Source organism: Streptomyces sp. MUSC 14 (assembly GCF_001866675.1).
Taxonomy (GTDB): Bacteria; Actinomycetota; Actinomycetes; order Streptomycetales; family Streptomycetaceae; genus Streptomyces.
In genome coordinates this window covers 75,945-91,593 of the sequence record NZ_MLYN01000058.1, presented here as the reverse complement: position 1 = coordinate 91,593, position 15,649 = coordinate 75,945, and the positions used below count along the sequence as shown (strand labels likewise).

The window sequence follows — 15,649 nt, the reverse complement described above, 5'->3', positions numbered from 1 at the left end:
GGCGTTGCCAGGGCCGGGAACGGGTGCTGTCCTGCAGCGTGTGTGTCTCGCTGCTGCTGTCCGGCCGGGCGGCGCCTGGCCCGGCAAGCCGGTGAAGCACCTCTGCGCAGCCTCACGTCACACAGGCAATCCGGACAGCGTCCGCTGAAGGTGTCTTGAGGGCCGTCCGGGCCGGAGCCCTCAGATCTGCGGCGCTGGTACAGGTATCGCGGCGGGCGGCCGAGGCGGGTTCCCTCGTGTGACAATCCCCCCACGCACCTGCTCGTTTGCGTGATCTTGCAACTGACGTGACGCCCTCTGCGTCCTACCCGACATCGACAGAGCACCCGATGACCGACCGGACGGACTGGGCACGTGCAAGAGCAGCAAGCCGGAGCGACCGACAGCGGCGAGGTGTGGCGGCAAGGTCAGCGGCCCGCGCATCTCGACTGGGGGGTGTCGTCGCCCGCCACGACGTACCGATTTTCTCCGGCGGATACAGAAACCAGGCGCTCCGGCCGCCGAGGGTGTCTGCTGGGTCTGGCCCTCGCAGCCGTACTCGTCATCGCCGCTGCCCTCGGTGCCGTCTGGTGGCTGACCCGACCACCCGCACTGCCCACCATTCCCGGCCAGTATCTGGCGACCGTTCAGTCAGCCACCAAGACCTGCCCGGAGCTGAGCGTTCCGATGCTGGCCGCGCAACTCGACGCGGAGAGCCACTGGAATCCGAAGGCGGACTCCGGCAAAGCCCAGGGCATCGCGCAGTTCGAATCCTCGACCTGGGCGGAGTGGGGCAAGGACTACACCGGCGACGGCCGGGCCGACGTGTGGAACCCACAAGACGCCATCCCGGCCCAGGGCGCCTACATGTGCCACCTGTTCAAGGAGGTCAAGGGCGTCCCCGGCGACCCCACCCAGCTCGCACTCGCCGCTTACAACGCCGGCCCCAACGCGGTACTCAAGGCCCAGGGCATCCCACAGATCCCCGAGACGCAGAACTACGTCAACCGGATCGAGACGCTGATCCCGAAGTACACCCAGACCTACGCCAAGCAGATCAGCGCGTCGCCCAACCCTGCGGGCGGCTGAAGCCCCCTGCTCCGAGTCACATGATCAACGACCCCGGACTGGGCATCGTCACGAGAACCCGGGCGGACGACCGGGTTCTGCCGGCCGGGCTCGACGCCTGGCGACGGCTGGGCCGTCCGCTCCTGGCCGCGGCCTCCCGCAAGCGGTTCCTGGGCACGCTGCCGACGGACCCGGCGACCGGCGATCCCCGACCGCCCGCGCCCGGGACGCGGCCACCGTCGCCGCATCCGCGATCGCCGCCGCTCAGGGAGCCTGGGCCGTCCGGGTGCACGAGGTACGGGCCACGGCCGACCGGTCCGCGTCGAGGCCGCGATCAGGACGGCCAGGACACCGGAGCCCGGCTCGGACCTGTGAGCGAGTGCGGCGTGGGCGAGGTGTATGGACCACCTCAGTCGGGAGCGGAACGGCGAACAGTGCCGCCCGTGCGGAGACGGACATCCAATGCGGTTGATCAGTCAAGCGGTGTCAGGGAAGGCGGTCTGCTCGTCGTAGTGGATGCGGTGGGCGAGACAGTGGTGCAGGCAGCCGAGTAGGCGGTCGAAGAGGTTGCGCCGGGCTGCGACGTGCCCTTCCTCGCCTGCGCGGCGGCGGTCGTAGCGGGCTCGTGCTCCGGGGGATGCAGTGAGAGCGGCGAAGGCCCAGATGTAGCCGGCTGAGGCGAGACGCTGGTTCTTGATGTGTCTGGCCAGGACGGTGGTCTTGCGTCCGGAGGATCGAGTGATGGGGGATGGCGTCCCGCCAAGTGGTGTAGCCGATCAACTGGCCAGAATGCCCAGGTCACCGCTGCATCGACCCGGCTCGCGGCCGCCCGTGGTGCTGCGGCAGGTCAGCCGGGCGCAAAGCGGGAGCGGTGTGCCCGCGGGGTGGCCAGCGCGCGGCCTTCCGGAACGCGTCGAGCAAGGTCGCTTACACCACGAGGCGGGACACGATCCGATGGGGCTGATCCGGCGTAGGCCTTCAGCGCGCGCGGGCGCTCGTCTCGCCCGCCACGAGCCCGTCGCTGCGTCAGACCCGCTTCTACGACGGCGACCCGATCGACGACATCGGTGCGGCGCGCGCCCGTGAGGCCGCCGGATCGCCGGCCACGCCCGCGCGTGCAGTCGCGTCCCCGAGTGTGCGCTGCCGGAAGACGGCGGCCGCGCTCGGCTTCGACGGCGTGGAGACACCGGAGCCGGGCGGCCTGGATGTGAGCCGCTGGCGAGGGCGCACCCTCGACGAGGTGGGAGCGGCCGAGCCGGAGGCGGGGGGCACTGGCTCACCGACCCCTGCTGGGCGGCACACGGCGGCGAGTCGGTGCGGGACGTGTGCGAGCGGGTCGGGCGCTGGCTGGCGTCCGCGCAGCACACGGAGGGCCGTACGATCGCCGTGGTCGAGCCCGAGGTGGTCCGGGCCTCGGTGACGCATGTACTGGGCTTGCCGGAGGCTGTTTTCTGGAGGCTCGACGTGGCGCCGTCGACGGCGACGGAATTCAGCGGACGAGCCGGGCGCCGGAACCTACGGCTCGGCAGGCCCCTCGTCGCCCCGGCGCGGGGAGACACCGTAGCGCCGTAGAGCAAGAGGCGACGGACACCTCGAGAACGGCCTGGGTCGGCCGACGTCGCGGCCGCGACGTCGCCTCCGGTGCCGCCGGCGAACACGGTGGAGCCCATCGCCGGCTGTCCGCCGGGCGTGCCGTCGTTCCGGCCAGGGACCACTGAGGCTTTCCGCGCAGCCGCTGACGCTGATTCCCCGGCCGCCGGCCGACGGGCCATGCGGCGCGTGAGGGGCTGCGGGTTGCGAGTCCGGCGTTGCGAGTCCGGCGGCGAGACACTGCACCTTCCTTGGCTTCCCCTGCCCGGCAGTGGAGCGTCGAAGGCGGTCGGCAAGAGGGGCGAACGCGACAGGAGGTGTGCGCTTCCGGTCAGTTGGGGCCGGAGGCCATCAAGGAGGCGCATCGTTTCTCCACAAGCGAATACATGTTCGCCACGCGTTCACCTACCGTCTGTCTCTCGTTCCGGTTCTTCGGGGCCCTCCGGCCTCGGTACTTGCAGGGAGTGCAGTCATGGAGTCGTTACGGCATCTCGCTGCCCACATCGGGCTCGACCTCGCCGCCGTCGGCGTGCTGACCTTCGCCATCTACTATCCGCGCCACCGTCGGCGCGACCTCGTGCCGGCCTATCTCGCCCTGAACACGGGCCTCTTCACCGTCGTCACCGCCCTCGCCGAGGTGCGCAGCGGCGGGGCGGCCCTGGGCTTCGGCCTCTTCGGCGTGCTCTCGATCGTGCGACTCCGCTCCGACGCCGTGCAGCACGAAGAAGTCGCCTACTACTTCACCACCCTTGTCCTCGGCCTGCTCTGCGGACTGCCGAGGCTGCCGTTCGCGCTCACCGGCGGGCTGTGCGCCACCCTGCTCCTCATCGTCTGGGCGGCCGACAGCCCCCGCCTCCTGGCCGGCACCCGGCGCGCCGTCGTCACTCTCGACACCGTCCACGAGGACCCGGCCGCGCTCCGCGCCGACCTCGCACGGCGCCTGGGTGAGCCCCTCCACTGGACGGTCATGGAAGTCGACTTCGTCCGGGACCTCACCGTCGTCGACGTCCGCTACCGCGAGAGCACAGCGGCCCCGGCCGGCCGGGGCCCCGTGCCCGCCGGACCCGCCCACCGGACCACACCCACCTGGGAGAGCGCATGACCACCGCATCGGTCCGCGCCGCCGCTGCGATCCGCGCCATCGGCGACGCCGCCCACGGCGCCGGCCCGATCTCGCTCGACGAACTCAACGAACGGGCCGCTCTCCTCGCGCGTTTCGACCACAGCTACCTGGTGCCCGCGGACACCTTCCTGCGCATCGTCGGCCGGCTCACCGACCCGCACCGGCCCGGCAGCCCCTTCCGCGCCCTCGCCATAGACGGCCGGCGTGCCTTCCGCTACCACTCCGTCTACTACGACACCCCCGAGCTCCGCTCCTTCCACGACCACCGGCAGGGCCGCCGGCTCCGCTTCAAGATCCGGGAACGGGTCTACACGGACACGGGTGAGCGGCAGTTCGAGATCAAGCTCAAGGGGCCGCGCGGCGACACCGTCAAACGCCGCCGTCCGTTGACCGGAGCGGCCACCCCGCTCGACTTCGACTGCCTGGGGTTCCTCGCCGACACCCTGCGCACCGCGTACGGCATCGGCGCCCCGACAGCCCTCGAACCGTCCCTGTGCACCGACTACACTCGCGCCACCTTCGTGGCCGACGGCGAGCGCATCACCTGCGACGCGGCACTGGTCTGCGACGACATGCGCACGGGACGCACCGTGCGCTGCACGGACGACCTCGTTCTCGTCGAGACCAAGACCACCGGGCATCTCACCGAGGCGGACCGCCTGTTGCACGCCCACGGGATACGCCCCGCCGTCTTCACCAAGTACTGCAGCGCCTACGCCGCACTGCGACCCGCGCTCCCCGCCGGCCGGTGGCGCCGCGCCGCCCGCCGCGCTTTCGGTGAGGTGGACCCGGAGCCGGAGTGTTGAACGGCCGGTGAAGGCCCGGTGGCATGACGGGCCCGCCGCCGGGACAGCCCTGCGGCCGGGAGGCGATGTGCGTCCTCCCGGCCGGACGCCGGGGCCCTGTCGCGCGGATCCTCGCTCGTGGGCGCGCCCGGTGTGGCATGGCTGGCCCCGGCGAGACGCGCGGCGCATTTCGGTGTGCGGACGGCGTGGCGATCCGAGTCTGGCTCGCCGCCTGCACAGTCGGCCTCACCGTCCAGGACGTGAGGAAACGCAAGTTGGACACCACCGGTGTCGTGATGGCCGACCGCGATGCCGAAGGCATCTGACGAGTCCTGCGCTGGCCAGCCTGCTGGTCGGGGGGGCTGGGATCGAGCCGTGGGACAGCGGCCCGGCAGGCCAACCGCTGCAGTAGGGGCCAGTCCCCGGCTCGGCCTGTCAGACTCCGCCAGTGGTCCGAGAAGTCTTCCAGCGTACGGAGAGACACCACCGATCATCGCCACACCAGCTTCATGCCGTGCATCTCCTGACGTCGCTTTGCCGCACCATAGGCGGGTCTCCACCTGCGGGAAACGACGCATGGCCAACGGCCGGGGCCGGCGGCACAGGCCCCGGCGTCCGTCGTCGCTCGAAGATCAGAACGGCTTGTGTTCAGTTCGTCACCAATCCGAAGACGCACGAGACGATGCTGCTCCAGTCCGGCACGGAGGTTACGGACCCGGAGATCGCCGAACAGATCACACATCCTGACGCGTGGGCACCGCAGCCCGCGCCCACCGCCGCCCCGAGGCCACCTCGCGCACCGCGCCAGACGAAGCCCGCGGACGCGCCCTCCGCATCATGGCGCTCACCGACACCGACCATGCCTGCCTGCGGTCCGAACTCGGCCAAGGCTCGGGTCCGTTGGAGTGCTTGGTACAGCCGTTCGGCAGGTACCTCGAAGGCGCGTTCGTGCTCAGGCCTTCGGATGCTGATCCCCCGGCGTAGCGAGGTCGTGTCGGACATTCAGCGAGACCGCCATCGTCGGCATCACCGCGAAGTCCGCCGGGCGCAGGGTCTTCGGCCTCGCCACCGCAGACGTCCGTCTCGCTTGACCTCTTGCGCGTCAGTCCGGCAGCCAGTGCAGCTCGTGCGCCAGGGTTTCGGCGACGGCACGGATGCGGCGGTTTAGAGGCGACTGCTCGTGTGGGAGGACCAGGTGGAACGTCAGGCTGGGCGCGCCCCGCAGCGGTCGCCAGGTGAGGCCGGCCGGTTGTGCCGTGGCCGCGGCTTCTCCGGCCGGGGCGAGGATGACCCCGTCGCGCAGGTCGCGCTGAGACATGTCGAAAGAGACTGCGGGCGTGTGGAATCGGGGGTGTGGTCGGGTGTCTCGGAACAGTGCGGACAGCTGATCGTGGATCACGGGGTTGGCCGCACGGTCCGGGAGTCGCAGCGGATACGCGGCCGCGGCCGCGATCTCGATCTCCGGGTGTTCGGCCAGCGGATGGTGCTGCGCCAGCTGGACCCCGATGCGCGCGCGCCGCAGCACGAACCGGCGCACGCCACGGCCCGGTTGTTCACCGCGGGTGATCCCGGCATCGATGCGGCCGTCGGCGACCGCGGGGGTGATCTCCGGTGTCGCCATCGGGACCGCGCCGACCTTGAGTCCGCTGTTGCCGCGAATCAGCCTGTCCACCAAGGCCGGTACCGTCTCGGTCCCGGCGCTGAGGCTGTATCCGATGCGCAGCGTGCCCAGTTCACCGGCCGCCGCGCTCCGGGCGGTGTCCCACGCCCGGTCCAGCGCCGCCAGTGCGGGCGGCGCGGACTCCGCCAAGGCCGCACCGGCCGTGGTCAATACGACGCTACGCGTGTTGCGGACCAGCAGGGCCGTACCGAGTTCCGCCTCCAATCGGCGCATCCGGGCGCTGAGTGCGGGCTGTGCGATTCCGATCCGTGCGGCCGCGCGGGTGAAGTTCAACTCCTGCGCCAGCACCAGGAAGTACCGCAGGCTCACCGTATCCGGCGCCACGTGCCCTCCCTGCCGATTGATAACGATCCGTTCTGAGGCTATCCCGTACCGGTCTTTCCCCCGACCGCACATCAAGCCCTAACCTGCGCATGCCGGGATCGATCGATCTGAGTGTCAATGCGAAGTCAGACGTGTCCGGCCGAACAGAGGAGGTCTCCATGGCTAAGGGCTACTGGGTCAGTGTCTACCCCGCCATTTCCGACCCTGAGAGGCTGACCGCCTACGACAAGCTGGCCCGTCCGGCTGTCCAGGCTGGGGGCGGGCGCACCCTGTCCCGTGGCGGTCGAGTCGTCGCCCACGAGGCCGGAATCACACAACGCGTCGTTCTGATCGAGTTCGACAGCTTTGAACAGGCCGTCGCCGCATACGAGAGCGAGGCATACCAGAAGGCACTGGTGGCCCTCCCCGACGGCGTCGAGCGCGACTTCCGCATCATCGAAGGCATCGACTGACCGGCAGGCCCAGCCATCGCTGAGCATCCGTGACCTGAAACGCACACGGTGCTGAACGACGACTCACGAGACGAGTTCGAAGCCATGTCCCGCGTCCCGGTTCGTCGTCGACCTCCTCGACGGCCTGATCCCTGTCGGCGGCTCGCCGCACTACCCAACATCGAGCAACTTGCCTGACACGGCCATCAAGCTCTGACCTGCCACAACGGCGATTCACCCTGGATAAGGGGCTGCTGTCAGCAGTTTGTCGGCTTGGTGGGCCAGTGCTGGCAGGAGGACCGAGTAGGGCGAGCGGGTCTTCTCTCGCCTGCGTCGGTTGGCGAGACGGGTGGCCGGATCGACTGCCGCTCCGCCCAGCCGTTTGTGCAACCCCCGAGGCGACGACCACATGGTCCCCGAAGCCGGAGCCCCCGGCGCCGCCCGTCTTGTCATCTTCCCGGTGAGGCGGCACCAGTGCCTTTCAGGTTGTCTTTGACCTCCGGCGGCAGCCCCGGAGATGGGAGCCGTTGGCCGGTTCGGTGCTCAGAAGCCCTGACACGGTAGTCCTACGGTGGTAGCGAGCTCATGCTTCGTTCCCGGCGAGGAGGCCGTAGCCGCCTCGCCGTTCCATCGAGCGAACCGGAGGCAAGATGACCGCACGCACGACGGTGAATCGCGAGGACGCCATCCGCAAGAACCTCGAGGTCGTGGCCGCCCACCTTGACCGTGAAGCCCGAGACATCGATGCCGCGCTCGCTCTGTACACCGACGACGTGGTGTGGGAAGCCCCCTCTCGTGGCGTGGTCCTGCGCGGAAAGCAACGGATCGCAGAAAACTACCGGGATCTGTTCGGGTGCTTGGACATCCACTCCACCACCCTCCTGCGGCAGACCGCCACGGAAGAATGGGTCTTCAACGACAAACTCCTGTCCGTCACGATCACCGGAGACTTGATCCCCGGTCTGGACTTTCCCGTCGGCACGAAGCTGTCCGTGCGCAAGCTGGGTGCCTTCCAGCTGCGGGACGGACTGATCTGCCGCGAGATCTCGCACGAGTCCTGGCGTCCTGCCGGCGGCATCACCGACCACGACGACGTCCCGCAAGAGCCCTGACCACCAGGCTGGTTGCAGCGTCAGATTGCGGGTGACTGCTCAAAGCGTTTGGTTGTGCCGGTCGTCCGTCCAGTTCGACTGGCAGTGGGGTGCAGGTGGTTCCCGGCCCCGTTGTTGTGGACGGCAGAACTGCGGCAGGCGCCGGGCTGCGCCCCGGCGCCTGCGTTCTCCAGCCTGCCGGAAGCGCAGCGGCGGCGCTTCACGCATTGCCTCACAGTGACCTCGAAGCGCAGTGATCGTTTACGGCGGTGCCGGGACAAGGTTCCGCCCGGCCCTCGCGATCCACCGCTCATTGGGGAGTTGCAGTGCTGCGTAGGACACTCGTTTCTGCTCTGGCGGTCATGGGGCTGGCCATGGCGAGCACCGCGCCTGCTCGAGCCATCATGGGCGGCGAGCCCGCGACCATGAACACCGCGCCGTACATGGTCAGTGTCCGGACGCAGAGCTGGACCGGCAGTCTCAGCCACGTCTGCGGCGGCATCCTGCGCAGTGCAAACAAGGTGTTGACGGCGGCCCACTGCGTGGACGGACAGACGGCCAGCAAGATGCAGGTAAATTGGGGCGGGGTGAATCGTGACTGGCTCCCCGGAAGTAGCGGGGTCAGCAAGATCAGCATCTTCTCCGGATACGACCCTGTCAGCCTCCTGGGCGATGTCGCGGTCATCACCCTCAGCACTGCGGCCTCGGAAGGCAATGGAGTCCAGTTCGCGAAACTGGCTACCAGCGACCCGGCTCCCGCAGCGCCCGTCAGCGTCACCGGCTGGGGCCGTACCGGGCAGGACAGCACGGCCCTGCCCACCGACCTGCTGACTACCCAGCTGCCGGTGACATCGAGCGACGCCTGCAAGGCCGCCTACGCCGCGCCCGGTGCCCCCTTCAACCCTGTCGGCCGGTTCTGCTCCGGCACCGCCGACGGCAGTAAGGCCGTCTGCGAGGGTGATGCCGGCGGACCCGCGATCCTCGACGGCCAGGTTGTCGGCATCATCTCCGGGGACCGTGGCTGCGGCCTGGCCGACTCACCCGCCCTCGTCAGCAGCGTCGCCTACTACCGCAGCTGGCTCGAGTCTCAGTAGCCGCTGCGTCCCGGAGTCTGGCCGTGTCCCCAAGCACAATCGGCCGTCTCTCCGGTGGTGGGGCCTTCGACACCGGGGAGGGCTCTCGCGGCCTTGTTCTCTGGTCGGTTCCGGGGACCCGCGCGGCACCGAGAACAGCCGCATAGGCGAAGAGCTCCGGTCGGGGCTCTTCGCTCACGCATGACGTGAGACGTGGACTGCCTCAGGCTCTCGGCGTCGTGGCGCGGGTTCCGCCGGCGGTACGGACGGACGACTTGGGTACGTGTTGGTCTTCCAACCCCGCGTGCCCCAAGTCGTCCCCGTGCATGTCAGCACGTTGCAGCAGACCCGAACGCTGCCGCCCGCATCGCGGCAGGCCAGAACCCATCGGATCACAGACCGGAATCTGGCGGGCGAGGAGTGGGCGGGTTCGACGTGGGTAGCCATCGGCGGCTGGTATGCCTGCGGGGCCTGTTGGCCTGCTGAGTTCTCTGGTCTCAAGGAGGTGTGAGGGTATGGCTGGTCATGCCGGGCTTCCCTCAGAGGATTTGGCCTGTCCTGGATCGACTTGGGAGGACCTTCTCGGTCCGGGTCGCCGGGCTGCGGCCCGGGAGCGGATGGACCGGCGTTGCTGGGTCGGGGTGGCTGATGACGAGCCCTGGGTGAGCGAGCAAGTCGACAGGGAGGCATTGGAGATGGCGTACGTCCTCCTTGCCTTCATCGCCCCGACCAGCCCGCCGGAAAGGGACCGCGAGGCGATCATCGCGTTCGGTGCCATGTCGGCGGTCCTTGACAGCGCCGGCACCAAGATGCGGGATTTCACCAGCGGTGATCTTCTGGACCGTAACTTCAGGGGTGTCCCGGTGCGTGAGTGGGCCCGCCGGGCCTCCCGGGGGGTGGACCCCTGGACGGCCGGTCTGATGGTCGCCGCCCTGCATCACCAGATCGAACAGCTCTGCGAGAACCGTGTCGAGCGGACGCTCGCCGAGTCCGCGGCTCGCCTCAAGGCCAACCAGGACGACTACCGTGAATACCTGCGCTGGAGGCTGCGTGAGGGCTGGTACTTCGGGGGTCTGCTGACCTGCGCGATGGCGGCGGGAATCGATCTGCGCCGCGTTCCCGTCCACTGGATCGACGAGACGATCGAAGCGGCCGTCCTCGCCTTCGACGTGCACGGAGCCTTGCGTCACGCCTGCGAGGACGAGCTCGGACACACCCTCAACTATCTGCCGGGCACCCAGCACCAGCAGGTCACCGCGTCACTCGCGGCGTACACCGAGATACTCCTGCGTGTCCAGGACGCCGAAGACCTGCCGGACCGGGAGAAGGAGTACCTCATGCGGTACGTGACCGGAATCGTGATGAGCTCGTACGGCACTGCCCGCTACAACCGGTCCACCGCGCTGCATGTGGCACGTCCCGAGGACGTGACCGAGATGTGGGCGCAGGTCAATGAGGATCCGCTCTACCGGTACACCCACACCCAAGCCGAAGGAAGCCTGCTGGCCGCAGGGGATGCCAAGTGACGCGAATGCTGTCCGCGAGTGAGTTCACCCGCGTACTGGAAGACCCCTCCCTGCGGCGTGAACGCTACGCGGCGATGCTGCCCGCCTTCTACACCCACGCGACGGACGCCTACCGCGGTCACTGGGCCGATTCCTTCCACCTCCCCCCGTTCCAGGAAGGGCAGAGCCTCTCGGAGGCCCTCACGGCGCAGGAACGCCGGCTGGCGCGCGTGGCAGGACTGCGGGCCGGCATGCGGGCGCTGGACGTGGGGTGTGGGGTGGGCGGTCCCGCACTGACGATCGCTGGGTACAGCGGCGCCCATGTCACGGGCATCAACATCGTTCCGTGGCAATTGGAGACTGCCGAGAAGCGGGCGGCAGCACAGGGCCTGCGGAACCTGACCGGGTTCCTCAACGCCGACATGATGGCCCTCCCCTTCGAGGACGGCACCTTCGACGTGGCCTTCTCGTTCGACGCCATCTGCCACGCACCGGACAAGGACACCGTCTACGCCGAGATCGCCCGGGTCCTCAAACCCGGAGGGGTGTTCGTGGGCGCCGACTGGCTGTGCGCCGACGGCCTGACCGGGCCCGAATACCAGGAATGGATCGAGCCGGTGTGCGTCTCGTCCGCTCTGCCCGACGTGCTGTCCCTGTGCCAGATGGTGTCGGGCCTGACCCGGGCCGGGTTCCTGATCGACGACTACTGCGACCTGGCGGCACACGGCGACATGGGGCCCAACTGGCAGATCTTCGAACAGGCGGCTGCGACCCTCACCGAGCCCCGCCCCGCGGGCAAGGAACTCATGTACCAGCACTGCCTGTCCACCGCTCGGGCAGGCCGTGCGGGAAAGTTCATCATCGGGTACTGGTCCGCGCGCAAGCCCACGGACTGACCCGATGGGGACCAACCACCCCTACGTCGTTGTCGTCGGCGCCGGCATCGCCGGCCTCACCGCGGCGTTCCGCCTCCAGCAGGCGGGATGCCGCGTCAGGGTCCTGGAATCCCAGCCACCGGAACGCCTCGGTGGCCGGATGGCGACCGTGGCCCGCGACGGCTTCCACATCGACCTCGGCGCCCCCCTGCTCGCTCGCCGCTACCGGCGCATGCTGAACCTCATCGACGAGGCCGGAGCGAGCCACCTCGTCACACCCGCCGCCGACGAGGTCGCCGTCCTGCACAACGACCGGACCCACCGCGGCCGGACCGGCAACCTGCCCAGACTCCTCAGCGGCGGCCTGCTGTCCACCGTGCCCCTTCACCACCGGCTCCGGCTGCTGCACGACGTGCGGAAACTGCACCGGGGCATCGGCTCCTCAGCCACTTCCGCGATCACACCCGCCCAGCACGAGTCGACCGAGGCATATGCCCACCGACGCCGCTTCCCCGGCACGGCGATGAGCCACATCCTGGACCCGCTGAACGCCACAATGACCCTCAGCGACCCCGTCCAGACCGCCGCGACGACCCCCCTCCTCATGCTGGCGTTCTTCGCCGCGAGCAACGGACTCTTCACCGCCCCCACCGGTACCGGCTTCGTCCCGCGCGCCCTGGCCCAGAAACTGCCCGTCACCCATCACGCACACGTCACCTCGGTGGAGGAAACGAAAGACCACGTCACCGTCACCTGGACCTCGCCCTGCGACGGCGACCACGAGGAACGGGCGGACGCCGCCGTAATCGCCGTCCCGCCCGATCGGCTTCCCGCCCTGTGGCCCCAGCTCCGCCAGGACCAGCAGGAGTACTTCGCCCGTGCCCGGTACGCACACCTGCTACAGGTCACGTTCTGCCTTGACAGGCCCACCAGCGAAACCGCCGTCGTCCTGTACGCCAGCAGACACGACCTCCCCCAGGTCGCCGCGCTGATCCTGCAGCACAACCTCTCCCCCCACCGAGTCGGCGACGGACGGGGAATGGTCACCGCCTATCTGCGGGACACGACTTCCCAGGACTGGTGGCACCACGAGGACGGCATCATCAGCCAGCGAGTCACAGCGGCCGTCCGCAAGGCCGGCCTCCTTCCGGAACTGGAGACGGCAGCCATCGCCACCCACGTGGACCGCATCTGGCCCAGCGTCCTCATCCGCCCGCCGCAGGACCCGAATCTGCTCGCCCGGCTGGAAGCGACCACACACCAACAAGCCGACCGAGTACGGCTGGCGGGGGCTGACCTCTTCGGCCACTCCACCACCATCGGCGGCCTCACCTCGGGAGAGCAGGCAGCGCGCCGAGTCCTCGCCCGCCTAGGGATTGGGCCGGCGACTGCCTGAACCCATACTGTCCGGAGCGGACGAATTAATGACGAGAGAAACGTCGTTGAGCGTGGTGGCGCGGGCGCTCACAGGCGAGGACCTGAGGCCGCGACGACTGGCCGTCGTTCAGCCGTCAGGGGTGTGGGTGAGTTCCGGCAGGGCCATCACTCCGGCATTGCCCACCAGGATGTGCAGCGGTCCCGTCCAGGCGGACACGAACGCCGCGACCGTCGAGCGGTCGGCCAGGTCGAGTAGCCCCAGGGTCAACTTCCCGGATTTTGGGGGCAGTTCAGCCTCCAGGCGTGCCACCACGCGCGCTCCCGCGTCAGTGTCACGCACTGCCAAGGTGACGTCGGCGCCTGCCGCTGCGAGCGCCCGAGCAGTCTCCACGCCGATTCCGGAACTGGCTCCGGTCACCACGGCCCGGCGGCCGTGAAGGTCGACGCCGTCGATCACGTCGGCGGCGGTTGTGCTTGCCCCGAACGTGGGGGGTGTCTGGGGCGCTGACATGAGTCGAGTCTCCTGATCTGAGAACACCGAGGGCCTCAACGCGTGCGGCAAGGTCGCCGACTGCGTTCGGGGGCCTCGGCAATGGGGGTTGGTCGAAAGGCGATGCCGGACCACCGGGACGGGGTCTGGCCGGGTCACCGGGAAGACGGAAGACCGGCCGATGGGAGTCCACGCTGATCCGGGACCGTATGACCGGCTGGTGGCACGGAAGCTGCTTAAGACGTGGGGGGCCTGGCGCTCTGTATCGGGGGCCAGGGGGGTCGTGGCCTCGCAATGAATCTTGTGACGGGCCGGTCGGCTGTCAGCCGTTGAGCGTTCCCATCAGCTCGGGTGCGTAGCGGTCGCCGGTGACGACGCCGTGCGGGGCGACGGCCTCGATCGCAGCGATGTCGTCGGACGTCAGAGTCACCTCGGTCGCGGCGACGTTCTCCTCGAGGTAGCGGCGGCGCTTGGTGCCGGGGATGGCCACGGCGCCCTGGTGCTGGACCCAGGCGAGCGCCAGCTGCGAAGGCGTGACGTTCTTGTCGGACGCGATGCGGCGGACCTCGCGGACGACGTCCAGGTTGCGGGCGAAGTTCTCGCCCTGGAACCGGGGGTCTGTACGGCGCCAGTCGTCCTCGGCGAAGTCGTCGGGGCTGGTGATCGCGCCGGACAGGAAGCCGCGCCCCAGCGGGGAGTAGGCGACCAGGCCGATCCCCAGCTCCCGCAGCGTGTCGCGTACCCCGTCCTGTTCGATGCCCCGCTCGAAGAGTGAGTACTCGGTCTGGACGGCGGCGAGCGGGTGCACGGCGTGAGCCCGCCGGATGGTCTGCGCCGAGGCCTCGCACAGCCCGATGTGCCGCACCTTGCCCTCGGCGACCAGCTCGGCCAGGGCGCCGACGGTTTCCTCGATCGGCACCTTGGGGTCGATGCGGTGCAGGTAGTAAAGGTCGATGTGGTCAGTGCCCAGGTGCCGCAGCGAGCGTTCGAGGGCCCGCCGGACGTACTCGGGCCTTCCGTTGAGGCCGAGCACGCTGCCGTCGTCGGTGATCTCCACGCCGGTCTTGGTGGCGATCACCGCGACATCCCGCCGCCCCGCCAGCGCCTTGCCGAGCAGCTGCTCATTGATGAAGGGGCCGTAGCTCTCGGCGGTGTCCAGCAGGGTGACACCGAGTTCCAGCGCGCGGTCGATGGTGGCCAGCGACTCGGTCTCATCGGTGGCGCCGTAGAAGGCGCTCATGCCCATGCAGCCGAGGCCTTGCGCGCCGACGATCAGACTCTGGCTGCCCAGTGCGCGGTGTTCCATGAGGGTTCCCGTTCTGTCGAGAGGTAACTAACTGGATAGATACGCGACCGTAGACCTGCGACCCGCGCGTGTCAATAACTAGATAGTTACTTGCTAATGTGGCGGGCATGTCACGGGACTCCAGCGCCACAAAGGCCCGGCTGCTCGACGCTGCCTTCACCGAATTCGCCGCGTACGGCATCGCCGGTGCCCGAGTGGACCGCATTGCCGAGACCGCGGGGGTGAACAAGCGGCTGATCTACGTCTATTTCGGTAACAAGGAGCAGCTGTTCGACGAGGTCTTGCGGCGTGCGCTGACCGCGGGTGCCGAGTCTGTGCCGTTCAGCGTCGAGGACCTGCCCGGATACGCCGGCGCCATCTTCGACCACCTCGTCGCACGGCCGGATCTGATGCGCCTGCGACTATGGAAACTGCTGGAGCGCCCCAGCGCCACCGGACCCGAGGCCGAGGCCTTCGGTCACAAAACGGCCGAAGTGGCCGACGCGCAGCAGCGTGGTGACCTCGCCCGGGAGATGGAACCTGCCGATCTCCTGACCATGGTTCTCGCCGCCGCCCAGGCGTGGTTCTGGGCGGCCGAGGGCGTCGACCCCAAGGAGGCCGGCCAGTCCTGGTCGGCGCAGCGGCTGGCCCTGCACCGCGCGGCGGTCGTTGAGGCCGCCCGCCGTATCAGCGAACCCAGGACCGCTGGTGAGTAGCAACGGGAGGCAAACGTGCCCGAAGCTGCCGGTCACGGTCCGCTACCGCGCCGGAGTGTGCTGGCGTCGCGCTGTGGTGTCGGTGCCGTCCCACTGGTAGCGATCGGTGCCGGGCAGCCCCAGCGGTCTGAGGTCGTCGTCGATCCATTCCTGTAGGCCGACGTCGGTGTAACTGACCGGCTGGCCCAGCCATGGCGGAGATGTCCTCCGAGCGGGGGCCGGTCAGCTCATGGACGCGGCCGGTGTGCCCGGACGG

Annotated in this window: 12 protein-coding genes and 4 pseudogenes; 12 read left to right on the top strand and 4 right to left on the bottom strand. The window is 69.1% G+C overall.

Going from position 1 to position 15,649, the window contains the following annotated elements; all coding sequences use genetic code 11:
• Window positions 1–354: 354 nt before the first annotated feature.
• Window positions 355–1,068, top strand: coding sequence for a lytic transglycosylase domain-containing protein (locus tag BIV25_RS34030; protein ID WP_256256570.1), 714 nt, complete (start codon window positions 355–357; stop codon window positions 1,066–1,068).
• An 8-nt stretch (window positions 1,069–1,076) separates the two neighbouring features.
• Window positions 1,077–1,360 (top strand): annotated as a pseudogene (locus BIV25_RS54665) (dihydropteroate synthase); the annotation flags it as partial.
• 163 nt (window positions 1,361–1,523) lie between these two features.
• Here the strand turns inward: BIV25_RS54665 and BIV25_RS53465 are convergent.
• Window positions 1,524–1,796 (bottom strand): annotated as a pseudogene (locus BIV25_RS53465) (IS110 family transposase); the annotation flags it as partial.
• 272 nt (window positions 1,797–2,068) lie between these two features.
• Here BIV25_RS53465 and BIV25_RS34025 point away from each other — a divergent pair.
• The 3 genes and pseudogenes from BIV25_RS34025 (at window position 2,069) to BIV25_RS34015 (ending at window position 4,566) form a co-directional block, all read left to right on the top strand.
• A pseudogene (locus tag BIV25_RS34025) lies at window positions 2,069–2,619 on the top strand (histidine phosphatase family protein).
• Window positions 2,620–3,109: 490 nt separating this feature from the next.
• The gene (locus BIV25_RS34020) at window positions 3,110–3,739 is read left to right on the top strand and encodes a DUF4956 domain-containing protein (RefSeq protein ID WP_071376349.1); all 630 of its coding nucleotides are present in this window, start codon (window positions 3,110–3,112) and stop codon (window positions 3,737–3,739) included.
• On the top strand, window positions 3,736–4,566 hold the full coding sequence (locus tag BIV25_RS34015; RefSeq protein WP_071376348.1) for a polyphosphate polymerase domain-containing protein: 831 nt from the start codon (window positions 3,736–3,738) through the stop codon (window positions 4,564–4,566). The genes BIV25_RS34020 and BIV25_RS34015 overlap by 4 nt, the downstream gene beginning before the upstream one ends.
• A 1,081-nt stretch (window positions 4,567–5,647) precedes the next feature.
• On the opposite strand, the gene BIV25_RS34005 is transcribed toward BIV25_RS34015, so the two are convergent.
• Complete coding sequence (locus tag BIV25_RS34005) at window positions 5,648–6,550, bottom strand: LysR family transcriptional regulator (protein WP_071376346.1); 903 nt, start codon at window positions 6,548–6,550, stop codon at window positions 5,648–5,650.
• Between the two features lie 158 nt (window positions 6,551–6,708).
• On the opposite strand from BIV25_RS34005, the gene BIV25_RS34000 reads away from it, so the two are divergent.
• From BIV25_RS34000 to BIV25_RS33975, 6 genes are all read left to right on the top strand, one after another.
• A complete protein-coding gene (locus BIV25_RS34000; RefSeq protein ID WP_071376345.1) occupies window positions 6,709–7,002 on the top strand; it encodes a DUF1330 domain-containing protein in 294 nt (97 codons plus the stop codon).
• Between the two features lie 629 nt (window positions 7,003–7,631).
• Window positions 7,632–8,093 carry a nuclear transport factor 2 family protein gene (locus BIV25_RS33995; RefSeq protein WP_071376344.1) on the top strand — a complete coding sequence of 154 codons (462 nt, stop codon included), beginning with the start codon at window positions 7,632–7,634 and terminating at the stop codon, window positions 8,091–8,093.
• A 341-nt stretch (window positions 8,094–8,434) separates the two neighbouring features.
• Window positions 8,435–9,166, top strand: a complete 732-nt coding sequence (locus tag BIV25_RS33990) for a serine protease (RefSeq protein WP_079177052.1) — start codon at window positions 8,435–8,437, stop codon at window positions 9,164–9,166.
• Window positions 9,167–9,807: 641 nt separating this feature from the next.
• Complete coding sequence (locus tag BIV25_RS33985; RefSeq protein WP_143076739.1) at window positions 9,808–10,671, top strand: hypothetical protein; 864 nt, start codon at window positions 9,808–9,810, stop codon at window positions 10,669–10,671.
• A 5-nt stretch (window positions 10,672–10,676) separates the two neighbouring features.
• Window positions 10,677–11,546 carry a cyclopropane-fatty-acyl-phospholipid synthase family protein gene (locus BIV25_RS33980; RefSeq protein ID WP_071376341.1) on the top strand — a complete coding sequence of 290 codons (870 nt, stop codon included), beginning with the start codon at window positions 10,677–10,679 and terminating at the stop codon, window positions 11,544–11,546.
• Between the two features lie 4 nt (window positions 11,547–11,550).
• Window positions 11,551–12,921 (top strand): NAD(P)/FAD-dependent oxidoreductase, encoded by a 1,371-nt coding sequence (locus BIV25_RS33975; protein ID WP_071376340.1) that lies wholly within the window; start codon window positions 11,551–11,553, stop codon window positions 12,919–12,921.
• 132 nt (window positions 12,922–13,053) lie between these two features.
• Here the strand turns inward: BIV25_RS33975 and BIV25_RS33970 are convergent.
• Both BIV25_RS33970 and BIV25_RS33965 read right to left on the bottom strand, forming a co-directional pair.
• A pseudogene (locus BIV25_RS33970) lies at window positions 13,054–13,413 on the bottom strand (SDR family NAD(P)-dependent oxidoreductase); the annotation flags it as partial.
• 301 nt (window positions 13,414–13,714) lie between these two features.
• Window positions 13,715–14,698, bottom strand: a complete 984-nt coding sequence (locus tag BIV25_RS33965; protein WP_071376338.1) for an aldo/keto reductase — start codon at window positions 14,696–14,698, stop codon at window positions 13,715–13,717.
• A 107-nt stretch (window positions 14,699–14,805) separates the two neighbouring features.
• Here BIV25_RS33965 and BIV25_RS33960 point away from each other — a divergent pair, with 107 nt between their 5' ends.
• Window positions 14,806–15,393, top strand: coding sequence for a TetR/AcrR family transcriptional regulator (locus BIV25_RS33960; RefSeq protein WP_071376337.1), 588 nt, complete (start codon window positions 14,806–14,808; stop codon window positions 15,391–15,393).
• Window positions 15,394–15,649: the final 256 nt, after the last annotated feature.

What these genes read in the sequence shown, in the direction of transcription:
- BIV25_RS33980 (WP_071376341.1), top strand. Translation starts at nt 10,677, where the DNA reads ATGCTGTCCGCGAGTGAGTTCACCCGCGTACTGGAAGACCCCTCCCTG.
- BIV25_RS33995 (WP_071376344.1), top strand. Translation starts at nt 7,632, where the DNA reads ATGACCGCACGCACGACGGTGAATCGCGAGGACGCCATCCGCAAGAAC.
- BIV25_RS33960 (WP_071376337.1), top strand. Translation starts at nt 14,806, where the DNA reads ATGTCACGGGACTCCAGCGCCACAAAGGCCCGGCTGCTCGACGCTGCC.
- BIV25_RS33990 (WP_079177052.1), top strand. Translation starts at nt 8,435, where the DNA reads ATGGGGCTGGCCATGGCGAGCACCGCGCCTGCTCGAGCCATCATGGGC.
- BIV25_RS34015 (WP_071376348.1), top strand. Translation starts at nt 3,736, where the DNA reads ATGACCACCGCATCGGTCCGCGCCGCCGCTGCGATCCGCGCCATCGGC.
- BIV25_RS33975 (WP_071376340.1), top strand. Translation starts at nt 11,551, where the DNA reads ATGGGGACCAACCACCCCTACGTCGTTGTCGTCGGCGCCGGCATCGCC.
- BIV25_RS34020 (WP_071376349.1), top strand. Translation starts at nt 3,110, where the DNA reads ATGGAGTCGTTACGGCATCTCGCTGCCCACATCGGGCTCGACCTCGCC.
- BIV25_RS33965 (WP_071376338.1), bottom strand. Translation starts at nt 14,698, where the DNA reads ATGGAACACCGCGCACTGGGCAGCCAGAGTCTGATCGTCGGCGCGCAA.
- BIV25_RS34000 (WP_071376345.1), top strand. Translation starts at nt 6,709, where the DNA reads ATGGCTAAGGGCTACTGGGTCAGTGTCTACCCCGCCATTTCCGACCCT.